Raw genomic sequence first — 16835 nt, forward strand, 5'->3', positions numbered from 1 at the left:
GCCCGCTTATGAGAACCACTTCCCGAACCAGCCGTTGAACTTCATCATCACGAAGTCAAACATGCGGCTGAAGAAGCCCCCTTCCTGCACATCCTGCATCACCACCAGCGGCCGCTGTTCAATCGTCTTCCCATCCAGCTGGAAATCGATGGTGCCGACCACCTGATTTTTCTTCAGCGGCGCTTCCAGCTGTGGCGTAGTGAGTTTGTAGCTTGCCTTGAGGTTCTTCATCTGCCCTTTCGGGATGGTCAGCGCGGCATCTTTCGCCACGCCCAGGTTGACCTGACTGCGATCGCCGAACCAGACCCGCTGCTGCGCAAAAGGTGCATCGGCCTTAATCGGCGTGACGGTCTCAAAGAACCGGAAGCCCCATGTCAGCAGCTTTTCGCTCTCGCGGAAGCGGATCGCATCGCTGGCGGTGCCCAGCACCACGGAGATCAGACGCATGTCGCCTTCGGTCGCCGACGCCACCAGGTTATTGCCCGCGCCGGAGGTATGCCCGGTTTTAACACCATCCACCTTGAGGTTGGTGCTCCACAGCAAGCGGTTACGGTTAATCTGGCGGATTTTGTTAAAGGTAAACTCTTTCTCTTTGTTCAGCGCATACTCTTCGGGCACATCGCGGATCAGCGCCTGCGCAATCAGCGCCATGTCGCGCGCGGTGCTGTATTGCCCCTCGGCATCCAGACCGTGCACCGTCATAAAGTGGGTATTCTGCAGGCCCATCGCCTTCACGTAGTTGTTCATCAGGCCGATAAAGGCGTCCTGGCTGCCCGCGACATAGTCCGCCAGCGCGATACAGGCGTCATTGCCGGACTGAATCACGATACCTTTGTTCAGCTCGTGTACCGGGATGCGATCGCCCGGCTTGAGGAACATCAGCGAAGAGCCGCGCAGCTTAGGGTTGCCGGTGGCCCAGGCATCCTGACCAACGGTGACCATATCATCCGGCTTGATTTTACCCGCCTTGATCGCCTGACCGACGACGTAGCTGGTCATCATTTTCGTCAGGCTGGCGGGATCGAGGCGCTGATCGGCGCTCGATTCGGTTAACACTTTGCCGCTGGCGTAGTCCATCAGGATCCACGCCTTCGCGTCGATGCCCGGCGCGGCGGGGGCCTGCTCAGCAAAGACGCTGACGGGGGCAAGAATCAGTATTGAGGTGGCAGCGAGGTGCCGAAGGCGAGATGTAAAGCGAGTGTTTGTCATGGGCTTGGCCGGATTGTCCTTGTTGAAACGAAATTCCCGAGGCAGAAAATTCTCACTCAAACGCTAACCGTTGGCGGCGGCGAAAAAAACCGTCGAATCGTAAAGTTTTTTAAAGTTTAGTCGAATCAGCCCGGACGGGTCGCCGCCTCAGGGCATTCTGCCACCTTAGTAGCGCCATCCGAACTGCGTGAAATTCCGATTTTTCGCAGAAAAGTTAAGCCCGTCACAATTTTCGGCTAACCTGAAAGCCACTCAGCCGAGGAGACCGACCATGGACTTAGCCCTTTTTGATCTCGATGAAACACTGATTTGTGAAGACAGTACCAGCCTGTGGCTGCGCTGGCTGGTTTCACAGGGATTCGCCCCCAGCGAACTGATCGATCAGGAACAGGCATTAATGAGTCACTATTATGCCGGCACGCTGTCGATTGAAGAGTATATGAACAAAACCCTCTCCCCGCTGGCTGGTATGGCTACGCTGACCGTCGAGGGCTGGGTGCGCCGCTTTATTCATCGCGACATCCTGCCCCGCGTCTTCCCTGCCGCCCGTGAACGGATCGAGTGGCATCGGGCGCGCGGCGACAGAGTCATGATCATCTCCGCCAGCGGTGAACATCTGGTGGTGCCGATTGCGGAAAAACTGGGTGCCTGCGGCGCGCTGGCGATTGGCGTGGAGATTGTCGATGAACGCTACAGCGGTAACACCTACGGCACCATGACCTATAAACAGGGCAAAGTGACCCGGCTGGGGGACTGGAAAGCGCTGCAGCAGGATGAAACCTTTGATCGCACCTGGGCCTACAGCGACTCGATGAACGATCTGCCGCTGCTGGAGCAGGCCGATCATGCCTATGTCATCAACCCGGATGAACAACTGCATCGGGAAGCGGTTAACCGCGGATGGCAGGTCTGTCACTGGGCGCGCTGACTTCGCGCCTCTGCCCGCAGGTGCCAGCATGGCGGGCAGTCCGGACCGGAGAGTGCGGAACACCCCGCCCTGCTCACCGTGAGGGGGAACTGTGCCCGGCCCGGACAGGCAGATAAACCGGACGTTTAGCCGCGGGACGCACCAGCATCCTGCGCTAAGCCCACCTTCAGCAGCTTACCGTTGGCCTCATCGGTCAGCACATAGAGATACCCATCCGGCCCCTGCCGCACATCGCGGATCCGGGCTTTCTGATCGTCCAGCAGGCGCTGCTCCTCCACCACTTTTTCGCCGTTGAGCGTCAGCCTGATCAGGTTTTTCTCTTTTAACGCACCGATAAACAGCGAGTTTTTCCACTGCGGAAAACGGGCGCTGTTGTAAAAGGCCATGCCGCTGATCGCGGGCGAAACCTTCCAGTGCCAGAGAGGCTGTTCAGTGCCCGCAACGTGGGTGCCCTGCGACTCCGGCACCTTGTCACCGCTGTAATCGATGCCGTAGGTTGCCAGCGGCCAGCCGTAATTTTTCCCGCGGCTCATGATATTCACTTCATCGCCGCCGCGCGGGCCGTGTTCACTCTCCCATATAATGCCGGTCCAGGGATTAAGCGCCAGCCCCTGCGGATTACGCAGGCCATAGGCCCAGATTTCGGGTCGTGCGCCGCGCTGTTTCGCAAACGGGTTATCGTCCGGCAGGCTGCCATCCGCATTGAGCCGCAGTAGTTTGCCCTGCAGCTTATCAAGATCCTGCGCTGCGCCACTGACGAAGTTATCGCCGAAGGCGATCCAGAGGTAGCCCTGCGTATCAAACGCCAGCCGGGTGCCGATGTTGTTGCCGCTGGAGAGCTGCGGCGTCTGACGAATAACTTCACGGAAATCAGTAAGCCTGCGGTTGTCCTGGCTCAGCGTGCCCACGCCCACCACTGCGCCCGCTTTGCCGTCGCTGTTCGCTTTGGTATAGCTGAGCCAGACATGACGACTGGTGGCGAAATCCGGCGCCAGCACGACATCCAGCAGGCCGCTCTGCCGCTCTGCCCAGACCGCAGGCACGCCGGCGATCGGCTGCGACAATCCCTCCTGAGGGCTCCAGCTACGAAGCTGGCCGCTGCGTTCGGTAATCAGCAGGGTCTTATTGTCGGGCAAAAACGCAACCGACCATGGATGTTGTAACTTATCCTGTAACACCTCTACCTTGACGTCGGCGGCAAACAGCGGCGAGGCACAGAACAGTGTACTGCTCAGCAGCAGGACAGTGGAAAGACGGGACATAGGGTTCTCCTGGCGGGGTAACGTGCCCTTAAGCGTAGTCACACGACGCGCGGTGAACCTGAGGATTTACAAAAGATTAAACAGAAAGCCCGCTGCCGGTTGCAGCGGGCGAAAGGCATTATTCGAAGCAGGTATCAGGGTTATCAGACAGGGTGATGAACTGCTTGCCCCCCTGGGTCAGCGCCATGATGGTGCCGCTTTCGATATCGTAAACCCAGCCGTGCAGGCGCAGCTTACCGTTGCGCAGTGCCACGGAAACCGAAGGATGGGTTTTCATGTTGTTAAGCTGAGCGATAACGTTCTCTTTAACCATTTCGTTCAGCTTCTTCTCGGGTGAATCATACTGACGCTGCTCGACCACGGCTTTCGCCGCATCAGCATAGCGCAACCAGTGCTCAACGGCAGGCATGGTATCCATGCATGCGCAGGAAGCAATAGCATTCATTGCACCGCAGTTGGAGTGACCGCAGATGATGATGTCAGAGACACCCAGCGCAACCACAGCATATTCGATTGTGGCCGAGACACCACCTGGCTCCGGACCAAAAGAAGGCACGATGTTGCCCGCATTGCGGATAACGAACAGCTCTCCTGGCTCCTGCTGCGTAACCAGTTCAGGCACCAGACGGCTGTCTGAACAGGAAATAAACAGCGCTTTTGGATTTTGATTTGACGCCAGGCTTTTGAAAAGATCCTTCCTTTCAGGAAACACATTCTGCTGGAAATTCAGAAATCCGTTGATGATCTCTTTCATTATTTAGCTCTCACATTATCCATTTCATTACCTGAGGGGCATAGCCCCCTCAGTGGGGTTAGCGGGTTTATTATTAATGAAAACAAGTCAATATCAACCCACGTTTTTCACCTGACGCGGAAATCCCGCCACGGCCAGCGTTTCGCTTATCCGCGATTCGACGGTTTCAGCACCAATTTCTTTTTACAGCACCGCAGGTTACTGGAAATGAGGGGATGCAATCCTGCTGCATTTTTCCATCAGAAAGGCGACGCGCTTTTACGCGTTTTTTCACTACTTTACGCCGGGGACGACCGTGAAGCGCGATTTTGTGCGCAGTCCCAGCCCGATAGCGCGGCGGCGTCAGGCGACCCTGCCGGCCGTCTGAAACGCCCGGTATCGCACAGCGGGACGCAGAAGGATCCGGGGTTCGCAGAGACAGGATGCAGGGAGGAGACGGGATGGTCGCGCCCGACCGGATCGCGCAACAGCACACCGGTCTGCGCAGTCATGCACGACGGTTCAGCCGCTAGCCATACTGCTGCTGATGCGCTTTCTTGCGTCGCAGGTAGTCCTCGTCCTCACGCAATTTATCCCAGTAGCCCTTAAAAATCGCCGCCGCTGCGGCTTTTTCTTCATTGATGCCGCGCGGCAGCTCCTTGCCGTCAGCATCATATTTGCGTCCCCCTTTATGATTGCTGTAACGGCGCGCCCGGGTGTAACCCATCTGAATGAATTTGCGCGCCATATCCATGCCGACGAAATCGTCCTGACGCCGGTACTCCTCAAACAGCGCCATGATTTTCTCTGCCGACTCTTCAGCAATGGGGACAGTACGAAATCGCCAGTACGGCAGAATTTCGCTCTTATAAGGCTCGACCATCAGCACACCCTGCTCGCCGCGCCCGACCTGATAACGTTCAGGGTGCTGGCGGAAGTCGATTGTGCTGAAGTCCTGATCATAATCGAAAGGTTTTATTGTCATCGTTTAAGTTTAGGATCAAGCGCGTCGCGTAGCCCGTCGCCGAGTAAATTAAATGCCAGAACAGTGAGGAAGATCGCCAGGCTGGGGAAAATGGCGACGTGCGGGGCGATCACCATGTCAGCCCGCGCCTCGTTGAGCATCGCGCCCCACTCTGGCGTGGGCGGCTGCGCCCCCAGGCCGAGAAACGACAGGCTGGCCGCGGTGATGATCGAGGTGCCTACCCGCATGGTGAAATAAACCACAATCGGTGAGACGGTGCCGGGCAGGATATGGCGCATCAGAATCGTCCAGTCTGAAGCCCCGATGCTGCGTGCCGACTCGATATAGGTCTGATGCTTCAGTACCAGTGTGTTACCGCGTACCAAGCGGGCAAAAGCCGGGATGCTGAAGATCGCGACCGCCACAATCACATTGCTCATGCCGCTGCCCATAATGGCCACCACTGCAATCGCCAGCAGAATGCCGGGAAAGGCAAACAACACGTCGCAGATGCGCATGGTGATGCGGTCCCACCAGCCTTCGTAATAGCCTGCCAGCAGCCCGAACAGCGTGCCAATCAGCGCGCCGATCACCACCGAGAAGAAGCCGGCAATCAGGGAGATGCGCGTGCCGACCAGCACCCGGCTGAAAATATCGCGGCCCAGCGAATCGACGCCAAACAGATGTACCAGCGACGGTCCGTCGTTAAGCCGGTCATAATCGAAATAGTTTTCTGCATCGAACGGTGCAATCCACGGCGCCACCACGGCCAGCACAATCAGCAGCAGCACAAACGTCCCGGCCAGCATCGCCACCGGCTGACGCCTGAAGCGTCGCCAGAACTCACGCCACGGCGTGCGTACCCGGTTCTCCGCGATGAGCGGCATCGTTTTCAGTGCGGCTTCACGTCGCCAGTTTTTCATCGCGACTCCTTAAAGCGAATAGCGGGGTTGATCACCGCATAGAGCATGTCGACAAACAGATTGATCAGAATAAATTCCAGTGAAAAGAGCAGCACTTCAGCCTGAATAACCGGATAGTCGCGCATCGCCACCGAGTCCACCAGCAGACGCCCCAGACCCGGCCAGTTGAATACCACTTCGACAACGATCGAACCGCCCAGCAGAAAGCCAAACTGCAGCCCCATCATGGTCACCACCGGGATCATGGCGTTGCGCAGGCCATGTTTCACCACCACCAGCGATTCCCGCACCCCTTTGGCCCGGGCAGTGCGCATATAATCTTCCTGCATCACCTCGACAAAGGCGGCGCGGGTAAAGCGCGCCATGACAGCCGCCACCGCTGCGCCTAAGGTAATGGAGGGCAGGATGTAATGCTGCCAGCTCTCCGCTCCGACCGTGGGCAGCCAGCCCAGCTCCACCGAGAAGACCTGCATCAGGAGCATGCCCAGCGCAAAGGCGGGAAAAGAAATACCTGACACGGCCAGCGTCATGCCCAGCCGGTCAGGCCAGCGGTTACGCCAGACGGCGGAGACGATGCCGATCGCCATGCCCAGAATCACCGCCCAGATCATACTGGCCAGCGTCAGCCACAGGGTCGGCATAAAGCGCGTGGCGATCTCTTCGGCGACCGGTCGCTTCGACACCATCGACTGACCAAAATCGCCCTGCAGCGCGTTCAGCATAAAGTGCCCGAACTGCTGCGGCAGCGGCAGATCCAGCCCCAGCTCCTGACGCACCAGCGCCACGACCGACGCATCGGCTTCTGGTCCGGCAATCAGCCGTGCCGGATCGCCCGGCAGCAAATGAACAAACAGGAACACCAGCACCGCCACAATCAGCAGTGTGGGGATCAGCCCTAAGAGCCGTTTAAGAAAATAGTTAAGCATGTAACATCCTGCAGCTTCGGCCAGCCACGTGGGCTGGCCGGCTCCGTTACTTCAGAGTGGCCTCATCAAAATTGAATGAGGTATCGGGCATCACATAAAAACCGCTGAGGTTTTTGCTGTTGGCAGAAACCAGCTGTTCGACCACCAGCGGGATCCACGGATGGTCCTGCCAGATGGTGTCCTGAGCGTCTTTATAGAGCCGCGCTTTCTCTGCACGATCGGTGGTTTTCAGCGCATCGGCCAGATCCTTGTCGACCTTTGGATTGCTGTAAAACGCGGTGTTGAAGATCGCCGGTGGCCATGCTGCCGTCGCAAACAGCGGCGTCAGTGCCCAGTCCGCCTCACCGGTGGAGGCAGACCAGCCGGTGTAGAACATCCGTACCCCGCTCTCTTTCTGGCCTTTGCCCTCTACTTCGGCGGCACGCTGACCCGCATCCATCGCCGTGACTTTCACCTTCACACCAATCTGCGCCAGCTGCTGCTGCGTGAACTGCAGCACTTTCTGCGCGGTACTGTGGTTGTGGGACGACCAGAGGGTGGTTTCAAAGCCGTTCGGATAACCTGCCTCTTTCAGCAGCGCCCGGGCTTTGGCCGGATCGTAACTGATGGCCGGATAGGTCTGTGCAAAGTCGATGGCGGGCGGCACGATGCCGGTGGCGGGGGTGGCATAACCGGAGAAAGCCACTTTCGCCAGCGCCTGACGGTTGATGGCGTACGCCAGCGCTTCACGCACTTTCGGGTTGTCAAACGGCTTCTGCGTCACGTTCAGGCTGATGTAGCGCTGCATGATGGATGGCGTGGTCACTACATCAAGCTTGCTGTTTTTCTCCAGTCGTTTCGCCTGCTCATAGGGCACCGGGAAAGCGAAGTTCGCCTCGCCGGTCTGCAGCATCGCGGCACGGGTGTTGTTGTCCACCACCGGACGCCAGGTGATGCTGTCCAGCTTCGGATAGCCCTTCTTCCAGTAGCCATCCCACTTCTTCACCTTGACGAAATCGGTCTGATTCCAGGTCTCGAAAATAAACGGACCGGTGCCCACCGGGTGGAAACCGATCTCTTTGCCATATTTCTTCAGCGCGGTGGGCGAAATCATCACCGCCGCCGGATGCGCCAGGTTATTGATAAAGGCGGAGAACGGCGTCTTCAGCGTCACTTTCACCGTCGTCGGATCCACCACTTCCGTGCTGGCGATATATTTAAACAGGTTGTAGCGTTTGAGATGATTATCCGGATTGCTGGCGCGGTCGAGGTTGACCTTCACCGCCTCCGCATTGAAGTCGGTGCCATCCTGGAATTTCACGCCCGGCCGCAGTTTGATGGTGTAGGTCAGGCCATCAGGGCTGGCCTGATAGCTTTCTGCCAGCACATTGGTCAGCTTCATCTCTTTATCGAAACCAAACAGCCCCTGATAGAATGATTTCGCGACCGCCTGCGACAGCGTGTCGTTGGCATCATAGGGGTCAAGGGTGGTAAAGCTGGAGGCGACCGCAATCACCGCATCCTGTGCTGCCCAGGCGGGCAGGGTCATTGCACTCAGCACGCCAGCCGCCAGTACCCCTTTACGCATCGTCATCTGCATCTTGTTCTCCTGTAATCCCTGTCGGGTTGGTCGCCGGAGCGACATCGTCACTGTTCAGGTCGCGCTGATAACATGGCGGGCGACGAAATGGCCCGGAGCCACCTCTATCAGCGGCGCCACTTCAGGTTCATCCCCTAACGCATGAATCGGGCTGGGGATCTCATCGACCAGTAAGGCTCGTTCACGACGCCGGTGAGCCGGATCGGCTACCGGCACTGCCGCCATGAGTTTTCGGGTATAGGGGTGCTGAGGCCGCTCAAACACCGCCTGACGCGGCCCCATCTCGACAATCTGACCGAGATACATCACCGCCACGCGATGGCTGATACGCTCCACCACCGCCATATCGTGAGAAATAAACAGGAAGGCGATGCCCAGTTCGCGCTGCAAATCAAGCATCAGATTGATGATCTGCGCCTGAATCGACACGTCCAGTGCGGAAACAGACTCGTCGGCGATCACCACTTTGGGGTTCAGCGCCAGCGCACGGGCAATACAGATGCGCTGGCGCTGTCCGCCGGAGAATTCATGCGGGTAGCGCTGAGCATGTTCCGGCAGCAGTCCGACCTTCTCCAGCAGCGCGGCGACGCGCTGTTCTGCTTCCCGGCGCGGCATCACCTTGTGTACCAGCAGCGGCTCCATGATCGAGAAGCCCACCGTCAGCCGGGGATCGAGAGAGGCGTAGGGATCCTGAAAGATAAACTGAATGTCTCGCCGCAGATGCGCCAGCGCCGCGCCCGAGAGATGATCTATCCGCTGTCCATCGAACGTCAGGGTGCCGCCCTGGCTGGCCACCAGTTTCAGCAACGAACGTCCGGTGGTCGATTTGCCACAGCCCGACTCCCCCACCAGCGCCAGGGTTTCACCGGCATAGAGATCAAAACTGACTTTTTCCACGGCGTGAACCCGGCTTTTAACGCGGTTCAGCAGGCCGCCGCGGATATCGAAGCGGGTCACCAGATCGCGCACCTGCAGAATGGGCGGCTGCTGGCGACGGACCGTGTCCTGCGGCGTGTCATCCGGCCCGTCGCTGTGCAGCAGCGGAAATTTCGCTGGCAGAGGCTGACCCTGCATCGCGCCAAGTTTTGGTACTGCTGCCAGCAGCGCCCGGGTGTAAGGCTGCTGCGGGGCACTAAACAGTTCGGCGACCGGGGCACTCTCGACCACGTCGCCGCGATACATCACCTGCACCCGGTCGGCCATTTCAGCCACTACGCCCATGTCGTGCGTGATGAAAATCACGCCCATCTGCATCTCTTTCTGCAGCACGCGGATAAGCTGCAGGATCTGCGCCTGAATGGTGACGTCGAGCGCGGTAGTCGGCTCATCGGCAATCAGCAGCGCCGGTTTGCAGCAGAGCGCCATCGCGATCATTACGCGCTGACGCATTCCGCCCGACAGCTGATGCGGAAAACGGGATAAAACATTCTGCGCGTCGGGAATGCGCACCAGATCCAGCATCCGGCGCGCCTCGGCCAGCGCCCCGGCGTGGCCCAGCCCCTGATGCAGCCGGATTGATTCGGCGATCTGCTCGCCTACAGAGAAAACCGGATTCAGCGAGGTCATCGGCTCCTGAAAAATCATTGCCATGTCTGCGCCACGCACCCGCCGCATCTGCGCGCTGGAGGCGCGCATCAGATCCAGCACCTCGCCGTTACGACGACGCAGCTGGACATCGCCGCTGACGCTTCCGCCCGCCTGCTCAATCAGCCGCATCAGCGCCAGCGACGTCACCGATTTTCCGGAACCGGACTCCCCCACCAGCGCCAGGGTTTCGCCGCGAAACAGATCGAGTGACAGATGACGCACCGCCTCCGTCACGCTCTCTTCGTGCCGGAAACGCACACTGAGATCGCGCACCAATAGCACCTGTTCCGGGGCCAGCGGCGGTAACGTTTGCCTGTCGCTCATCTCAGCTCCTTAATTTTCGCGATAGATCGCGACGTCCGCCGCTTCACCGACCCGCGCCACGGCCCGGTACATGCCTTCGCTATTGAACGGCAGCGCCACGTTGCCTGCGCGATCCACAGCGATCAGTCCGCCGCTGCCGCCCAGTTCCAGCACCGTGTCATGAATGACATTGACGCTGGCCTGCTGCAGCGAGCGCCCGGCGTAGCGCATCTGCGCGGCGACATCGTAGGCCGCCAGCGTGCGCATAAAAACTTCGCCCGTGCCGGTGCAGGAGACGGCCACGCTGTCGTTGCTGGCATAGCAGCCCGCCCCCGGCAGGGGCGAGTCGCCGACCCGTCCGGCCTGCTTATTGGTCATGCCCCCCGTCGAGGTGGCGGCGGCGAGATTGCCGGCCTGGTCCAGCGCGACCGCGCCGACGGTGCCAAACTTGCGGTCCGGATCGAGCGGCTCATCACGTTGGGCGGCTCCATCGTGGTCCAGCACTGCGGCATCGCTGTTCAGGGCGCGCTGTAACTGCTCCCGGCGCGCCGGCGTCGAGAAAAAGTCAGCCGCCACCGGCGTCAGTCCCTGTGCCAGGGCAAACTGCTCAGCGCCTTCGCCGATAAACAGCACATGCTCGCTGTGTTCCAGCACCGCGCGCGCCGCCAGCACCGGGTTACGTACCCGTGTGACGCCCGCGACCGCGCCCGCGTTCTGCGTCCGGCCATCCATCACACAGGCATCCAGCTCGTGCGTACCCTGATGCGTGAACACCGCACCTTTTCCGGCGTTGAACAGCGGACACTCTTCAAGCAGACGCACCGCCTCTGTCACTGCATCCAGCGCGCTGCCGCCCTGCGCCAGGATCTGCTGACCCTGTGTGACGATATCCTGTAACGCCTGGCGAAATGCCTGCTCCTTTTCGGCGCTCATTGCTGAACGCGTGATGGCACCTGCGCCCCCATGAATGGCGATCACTGCATTGACCATAAGGCTCTGTCCTGTGGTTGCATCCGGACGAAAAACACTGATTTAAAATGAGTTTCATCTTTTTTGGGTGGATTTTGACTATAGGAAGCCTGCTAAGTGTTGTAAAGCGGAAACTGTTCCTGCGGTTATAACCTTTTCTTACCACACGGATAACTTTTGCCATAACATCTTGCAGCCAGACTGACAGCGATGTGACTCAGCGGCCAATTCCCACCATAATAGGCAGCATCTGACACAACCAGGCTTGACTGTTCATGGAAAGTTTTACCGCAGGTTTAATCTCCCTTGAGGAGGCGCAACAAAAAATGCTGTCACAGCTGACGCCCATCACCGACTCGCTCAGCGTAACGCTGGCCGGGGCGGCTGGTCGTATTACGGCCAGCGCCGTGACCTCACCGATTGCTGTACCGCCTTTTGATAACTCCGCAATGGATGGCTATGCCGTCCGGCTGGCCGACGCCAGCAGCGGCCAGCCGTTACCTGTAGCAGGAAAAGCCTTTGCCGGCGCCCCCTTCAGTGGCGAATGGCCAGCGGGCAGCGTAATCCGCATCATGACCGGCGCGCCGGTCCCCGCAGGCTGTGAAGCGGTGGTGATGCAGGAGGAGACCGAAACTCAGGGTGACGCGATTGTGATTACCGCCCCGGTGCGCCCGGGACAAAATATCCGCCTGGCGGGCGACGATATAAAGCAAGGCAACGTGGTGCTGGCGGCAGGAACCCGTCTGGGCGCGGCAGAGCTGCCTCTTCTTGCCTCACTCGGTATTGCGCAGGTCAGCGTATTGCGAAAACTGCGGGTTGCGATTTTCTCCACTGGCGATGAGCTCCGGCCGGTCGGCGAGCCGCTGGCGGAAGGCGAGATCTACGACACCAATCGTTTTGCGGTGTCACTGATGCTGCAAAAGCTGGGTTGTGAAGTGATCGACATGGGCATCATCAAAGACGATCCCGCCGCGCTACGCAACGCATTTACAGAGGCGGATCGGCAGGCGGATGTGGTGATCAGCACCGGCGGCGTCTCCGTCGGGGAAGCGGATTTCACCAAAAGTATGCTGGAGGAGCTGGGTGCTATCAGCTTCTGGAAGCTGGCGATCAAACCCGGCAAGCCCTTTGCCTTTGGTCGCCTCAGTAGCAGCTGGTTTTGTGGGCTGCCGGGCAATCCGGTCTCTGCCGCCGTCACCTTCTATCAGCTGGTGCAGCCGCTGCTTGCCACCCTCACCGGCCAGCAAAAACCGGCGCTGCCGCTGCGTCAGAAAGTGCGCTGTGCCTCGCGTCTGAAAAAGTCACCGGGCCGGCTCGACTTTCAGCGCGGCATCCTGCGGCAGAATGACCAGGGTGAACGGGAGGTGGTCACCACCGGGATGCAGGGTTCCCACGTCTTCAGCTCTTTCGCGCAGGCTAACTGCTTTATTGTGCTGGAACGGGATCGCGGTAACGTGGAACCGGGCGAATGGGTGGACGTAGAACCTTTCAATAGCCTGCTGGAGGCGTAAATGCTGCCCGAATTAAGCGATGAGGAGATGCTGCGCTACAACCGGCAGATTGTCCTGCGCGGCTTCGATTTTGACGGTCAGGAGCGGCTGAAAGCGAGTCATGCGCTTATCGTCGGACTGGGCGGACTGGGCTGTGCCGCTGCGCCCTGGCTGGCGGCGGCCGGTGTCGGCAGCCTGACGCTGCTCGACTTTGACACCGTGTCGCACTCTAACCTGCAACGGCAGCTTCTGCACCATGATGCCGATATTGGCCGTGCCAAAGTGGATTCAGCCGCGCAGAGTCTGTCGGCCATCAATCCACACTGCCAGTTACATGCGGTCAACGGGAAACTGGATGATGCGGCCCTGCTGGCGCTGATTGCCCGGCAGCAGGTGGTGCTGGACTGCACCGACAACGTTGCGGTGCGTGAACAGCTTAACCGGCTCTGTCGTCAGCAGCGGGTTCCGCTGGTTTCCGGCGCGGCAATCCGGATGGAAGGCCAGATCAGCGTATTTCACTGGCAGCCCGGTACGCCCTGCTATCGCTGTATCAGCCGCCTGTTTGGAGAGCAAACCCTGAGCTGCGTGGAAGCTGGCGTGATGGGTCCGCTGGTTGGCGTCATCGGCGCGATGCAGGCAATGGAGGCGATTAAGGTTCTGACCGCCTTTGGCTCGCCCGCTACTGGCCGGTTACTGATGTACGATGCGATGAGCGCAGAGTTCCGCAACATGAAAGTCGCGCAGGACCCGCACTGTGAAGTGTGTGGCGATGGCGGTTAACGTCAGCGTTACGCATGCTGTGCAAAGCAATGAGAACAGCTAAGCGCATCGCGGGCCAGGGATGGCGTGCCTGCCTCTTTGCAGAAGGCGTATGCTTCCCGAAGCCTGCACAGTAAGCTTTCTGACCGCTCACCCTCTCTCAGCTTACCCACAAAAAGCCAGCAATCCGCTCAGCACCCCAAAAAAAACGGGGTGGCCTGCGCCACCCCGTTTTCATCAGACGATGCCCTGACTCCGCAGGTAATCCTCATAATTACCGGTGAAGTCAATCACGCGGTCCTCTTTCAGTTCAATCACACGGGTTGCCAGCGAGCTGACAAACTCGCGGTCGTGCGAAACAAAGATCAGCGTGCCTTCGTACATCTCCAGCGCCATATTGAGTGATTCAATCGACTCCATATCGAGGTGGTTGGTCGGCTCATCCATAATCAGAATGTTCGGTTTTTCCATCATCAGTTTACCGAACAGCATACGACCCTTTTCGCCACCCGACAGCACTTTCGCCGGCTTCTTAATATCATCCTGAGAGAAGAGCAGACGACCCAGAATACCGCGAATAGTCTGCTCATCATCGCCAGGCTGTTTCCACTGACTCATCCAGTCAAATACCGTCAGATCATTGGCAAAATCGTCAGCGTGGTCCTGCGCATAATAACCAATACGCGCATTCTCTGACCATTTAACGCTGCCATTCTCTGGCGTAAGCTGACCGACCAGCGTTTTCAGCAGCGTCGATTTACCAATACCGTTCGCCCCAATGACCGCCAGCTTTTCACCCACTTCCAGCAGCAGATTTAAATTCTTAAACAGAGGACCGTTATCAAACCCTTTGGTCAATCCCTCTACTTCCAGCGCATTACGGAACAACTTTTTATCCTGTTCGAAACGGATAAACGGGTTCTGACGACTGGAGGCTTTTACTTCATCCAGTTTAATTTTATCCATCTGTTTAGCGCGTGATGTTGCCTGGCGCGATTTAGAGGCGTTGGCGCTGAAGCGACTGACAAACGATTGCAGGTCGGCAATCTGCGCTTTTTTCTTGGCGTTATCGGCTAACAGGCGTTCACGCGCCTGGGTCGCAGCGGTCATATATTCGTCATAATTACCGGAATAGACCCGCAGCTCGCCATAATCCAAATCGGCCATGTGCGTACAGACCATATTAAGGAAGTGGCGGTCGTGCGAAATGATAATCATGGTGCTGTCGCGCTCGTTCAGCACCTGCTCCAGCCAGCGAATGGTATCGATATCCAGGTTGTTTGTCGGTTCGTCGAGTAACAAAATATCGGGATTCGAAAACAGCGCCTGCGCCAGAAGTACACGTAATTTAAAACCCGGCGCAATTTCGCTCATCGGGCCATAATGCTGCTCGACCGGAATGCCCACGCCCAGTAATAACTCACCCGCGCGCGACTCGGCACTGTAGCCATCCATCTCACCGTAAAGCGCCTCAAGATCGCCGACCTTATATCCCTCTTCTTCGCTCATCTCCGGCAAAGAATAGATCCGGTCACGTTCCTGCTTCACTTCCCATAATTCATGATGACCCATGATAACGGTATCGAGCACGCTGAATTCTTCAAAGGCGAACTGATCCTGACGCAGCTTACCAATGCGCTCATTGGGATCGTAAGAGACGTTGCCGCCAGTTGGCACCAGATCGCCACCCAAAATCTTCATGAAGGTGGATTTTCCGCTGCCGTTCGCACCGATTAAACCGTAACGATTACCGCCGCCAAATTTAACGGAGATATTTTCGAACAGTGGCTTACTGCCAAACTGCATGGTGATATTGCTGCTAACTAACACGGCATTGACCTTTGTGAAGAAATGGATGAAAAAACGGCGGCTATTATGCCAGATGTGACGTAGCGCACGCCAGCGCCAGGCAGCGATTCCTCGCGCGGTGATTGATATCCCAGCAGAAATAAAAAAGCCGGCAGGCCATTATGGCCCCCGGCTCCCACTTACAAGGATTGTGTCGATCAATCGATCAGGAAACTTTCCAGCGTTTTACCGGAGTCCAGCGCTTTTTTAATCGCTGCTGGTGTACGGCCCTGGCCAGTCCATGATTTCTGTTCACCGTTTTCGTCGGTGTAAGAATATTTAGCCGGACGCGGCGCACGCTTGGTACGTTTTTTTCCGCTTTCCAGCGCACCTAATAATTCATTAGGATCGATGCCGTCAGCCAGCAGCATTTCGCGATATTTCGACAGCTTTTCTTCTTTTTCGCGATTCTGCGTCTCTTCCGCTTCTGCTTCTTCACGACGTTCAGTAACAACGACAGTTAATTTTTCCAGGATCTCTTCAAGATCGGTCAGTGGAAGTTCACGAGCCTGGGCACGTAATGTGCGAATATTGTTCAGTACCTTAAATGCGTCACTCATCACAATGTCCTTGATTAAGGGGGGTTAATAAAACTGTAGCGCCAAGACTACCTAATTCAAATAAAAAAATAAATTATTTTTACGCTACAGATAATTCTTAAGTATTAATTGCGCTGAAACAGCGCTTATAAAATCACGCTGGTCTGACGTTTTATTAACGGTGAATTAACAACGGAATGTGCCCCCGGTCCCGGATTGAAAACGATTTCAACATTTTAATCCCGGTAGCGGTTCATAAATCGTTGCGACAAAAAACGCGTAGAATGCCCGCATTATTCCGTACAGCGGGCCCGGCGAAGACTGATTAAAAAGTTTTCCGATCGCGATCTCAGTCACAATACCTTACAGATTCTGTTTAAAAAACCCTCTCCACTGCTGATCAACAGTGCAAAAAATCAGAGCGGTGCCGTCGCTTTTAATTAAACCGCTTACTGGCTGTTAACTTTTTTTTGCCGCTTCGGTTTCCGGCAGGGTCAGATTATTCGCAGTTTACTAAGCAGAAGAATAATCGTTGTCAGGGGCCGCTTCAGGAATAGTAGCTGGTGACGCCTCTGTGAAGTCTTAAGTCGCTCTGAACAAATCAGCCGGTAAATAAAATCAGAATAGTGACAGGGTTCAGAATCCTGAATCGGCGCAGGCCAGCGCCATGAAATAAACGCAGGCTGAGAAGAGGGATAATAATCGGGGGACAGAGGCGGCATTATTATCCGCTTCCCGCAGGCGCCGTTACGCTGAGATAGCCATTTATTCAACAGGTTAGCGCAATCACCTACAGGAACAGTCCTGCGCTTTACG

14 protein-coding genes are annotated in these 16835 nt (G+C 57.3%); 3 read left to right on the forward strand and 11 right to left on the reverse strand.

Annotated features, from left to right (window positions below; genetic code table 11):
- Positions 1-6 precede the first annotated feature (6 nt).
- The gene (locus tag RT657_RS03650) at positions 7-1209 is read right to left on the reverse strand and encodes a serine hydrolase (RefSeq protein ID WP_313652551.1); all 1203 of its coding nucleotides are present in this window, start codon (positions 1207-1209) and stop codon (positions 7-9) included.
- A 271-nt stretch (positions 1210-1480) separates the two neighbouring features.
- Between RT657_RS03650 and RT657_RS03655 the strand changes: the two genes are divergently transcribed.
- Entirely contained in the window at positions 1481-2137 is a 657-nt protein-coding gene (locus RT657_RS03655) for an HAD family hydrolase (RefSeq protein ID WP_313652552.1), read from the forward strand.
- A gap of 125 nt (positions 2138-2262) precedes the next feature.
- Here the strand turns inward: RT657_RS03655 and RT657_RS03660 are convergent, their stop codons facing one another.
- The 8 genes from RT657_RS03660 to RT657_RS03695 form a co-directional block, all read right to left on the reverse strand.
- The gene (locus RT657_RS03660; protein WP_313652554.1) at positions 2263-3399 is read right to left on the reverse strand and encodes a PQQ-dependent sugar dehydrogenase; all 1137 of its coding nucleotides are present in this window, start codon (positions 3397-3399) and stop codon (positions 2263-2265) included.
- 118 nt (positions 3400-3517) lie between these two features.
- A complete protein-coding gene (locus RT657_RS03665; protein ID WP_003852320.1) occupies positions 3518-4153 on the reverse strand; it encodes a carbonic anhydrase in 636 nt (211 codons plus the stop codon).
- A 508-nt stretch (positions 4154-4661) separates the two neighbouring features.
- A complete protein-coding gene (locus RT657_RS03670) occupies positions 4662-5111 on the reverse strand; it encodes a DUF4385 domain-containing protein (protein ID WP_313652704.1) in 450 nt (149 codons plus the stop codon).
- A gap of 2 nt (positions 5112-5113) precedes the next feature.
- Positions 5114-6019 (reverse strand): glutathione ABC transporter permease GsiD, encoded by a 906-nt coding sequence (gene gsiD, locus RT657_RS03675; protein ID WP_313652555.1) that lies wholly within the window; start codon positions 6017-6019, stop codon positions 5114-5116.
- A complete protein-coding gene (gene gsiC, locus RT657_RS03680; RefSeq protein ID WP_313652557.1) occupies positions 6016-6945 on the reverse strand; it encodes a glutathione ABC transporter permease GsiC in 930 nt (309 codons plus the stop codon). Before gsiC ends, gsiD begins: the two co-directional genes overlap by 4 nt.
- Before the next feature lie 46 nt (positions 6946-6991).
- Positions 6992-8524: a glutathione ABC transporter substrate-binding protein GsiB gene (gene gsiB, locus RT657_RS03685; RefSeq protein WP_313652559.1), complete on the reverse strand. Its 1533-nt coding sequence runs from the start codon at positions 8522-8524 to the stop codon at positions 6992-6994.
- A 54-nt stretch (positions 8525-8578) separates the two neighbouring features.
- Positions 8579-10435 carry a dipeptide ABC transporter ATP-binding protein gene (locus RT657_RS03690; RefSeq protein WP_313652560.1) on the reverse strand — a complete coding sequence of 619 codons (1857 nt, stop codon included), beginning with the start codon at positions 10433-10435 and terminating at the stop codon, positions 8579-8581.
- 9 nt (positions 10436-10444) lie between these two features.
- Positions 10445-11404: an isoaspartyl peptidase/L-asparaginase gene (locus RT657_RS03695; RefSeq protein WP_313652561.1), complete on the reverse strand. Its 960-nt coding sequence runs from the start codon at positions 11402-11404 to the stop codon at positions 10445-10447.
- A gap of 254 nt (positions 11405-11658) precedes the next feature.
- On the opposite strand from RT657_RS03695, the gene moeA reads away from it, so the two are divergent.
- Together moeA and moeB are read left to right on the forward strand one after the other, a co-directional pair.
- Entirely contained in the window at positions 11659-12894 is a 1236-nt protein-coding gene (moeA, locus tag RT657_RS03700) for a molybdopterin molybdotransferase MoeA (RefSeq protein WP_313652562.1), read from the forward strand.
- Positions 12895-13653 carry a molybdopterin-synthase adenylyltransferase MoeB gene (gene moeB / locus RT657_RS03705; RefSeq protein WP_313652563.1) on the forward strand — a complete coding sequence of 253 codons (759 nt, stop codon included), beginning with the start codon at positions 12895-12897 and terminating at the stop codon, positions 13651-13653.
- 216 nt (positions 13654-13869) lie between these two features.
- Here the strand turns inward: moeB and RT657_RS03710 are convergent, their stop codons facing one another.
- Positions 13870-15462, reverse strand: a complete 1593-nt coding sequence (locus RT657_RS03710; RefSeq protein ID WP_313652564.1) for an ABC-F family ATPase — start codon at positions 15460-15462, stop codon at positions 13870-13872.
- Between the two features lie 176 nt (positions 15463-15638).
- Positions 15639-16040, reverse strand: coding sequence for an H-NS family nucleoid-associated regulatory protein (locus tag RT657_RS03715; RefSeq protein ID WP_111140558.1), 402 nt, complete (start codon positions 16038-16040; stop codon positions 15639-15641).
- Positions 16041-16835: the final 795 nt, after the last annotated feature.

Origin of the sequence: Pantoea sp. (assembly GCF_032114055.1) — a bacterium.
In the GTDB taxonomy this organism is placed as follows: domain Bacteria; phylum Pseudomonadota; class Gammaproteobacteria; order Enterobacterales; family Enterobacteriaceae; genus Pantoea.

Coding starts and splice junctions, on each gene's coding strand:
- RT657_RS03650 (WP_313652551.1), bottom strand. CDS start 1,209: ATGACAAACACTCGCTTTACATCTCGCCTTCGGCACCTCGCTGCCACC.
- RT657_RS03655 (WP_313652552.1), top strand. CDS start 1,481: ATGGACTTAGCCCTTTTTGATCTCGATGAAACACTGATTTGTGAAGAC.
- RT657_RS03660 (WP_313652554.1), bottom strand. CDS start 3,399: ATGTCCCGTCTTTCCACTGTCCTGCTGCTGAGCAGTACACTGTTCTGT.
- RT657_RS03665 (WP_003852320.1), bottom strand. CDS start 4,153: ATGAAAGAGATCATCAACGGATTTCTGAATTTCCAGCAGAATGTGTTT.
- gsiD (WP_313652555.1), bottom strand. CDS start 6,019: ATGAAAAACTGGCGACGTGAAGCCGCACTGAAAACGATGCCGCTCATC.
- gsiC (WP_313652557.1), bottom strand. CDS start 6,945: ATGCTTAACTATTTTCTTAAACGGCTCTTAGGGCTGATCCCCACACTG.
- gsiB (WP_313652559.1), bottom strand. CDS start 8,524: ATGCAGATGACGATGCGTAAAGGGGTACTGGCGGCTGGCGTGCTGAGT.
- RT657_RS03690 (WP_313652560.1), bottom strand. CDS start 10,435: ATGAGCGACAGGCAAACGTTACCGCCGCTGGCCCCGGAACAGGTGCTA.
- RT657_RS03695 (WP_313652561.1), bottom strand. CDS start 11,404: ATGGTCAATGCAGTGATCGCCATTCATGGGGGCGCAGGTGCCATCACG.
- moeA (WP_313652562.1), top strand. CDS start 11,659: ATGGAAAGTTTTACCGCAGGTTTAATCTCCCTTGAGGAGGCGCAACAA.
- moeB (WP_313652563.1), top strand. CDS start 12,895: ATGCTGCCCGAATTAAGCGATGAGGAGATGCTGCGCTACAACCGGCAG.
- RT657_RS03715 (WP_111140558.1), bottom strand. CDS start 16,040: ATGAGTGACGCATTTAAGGTACTGAACAATATTCGCACATTACGTGCC.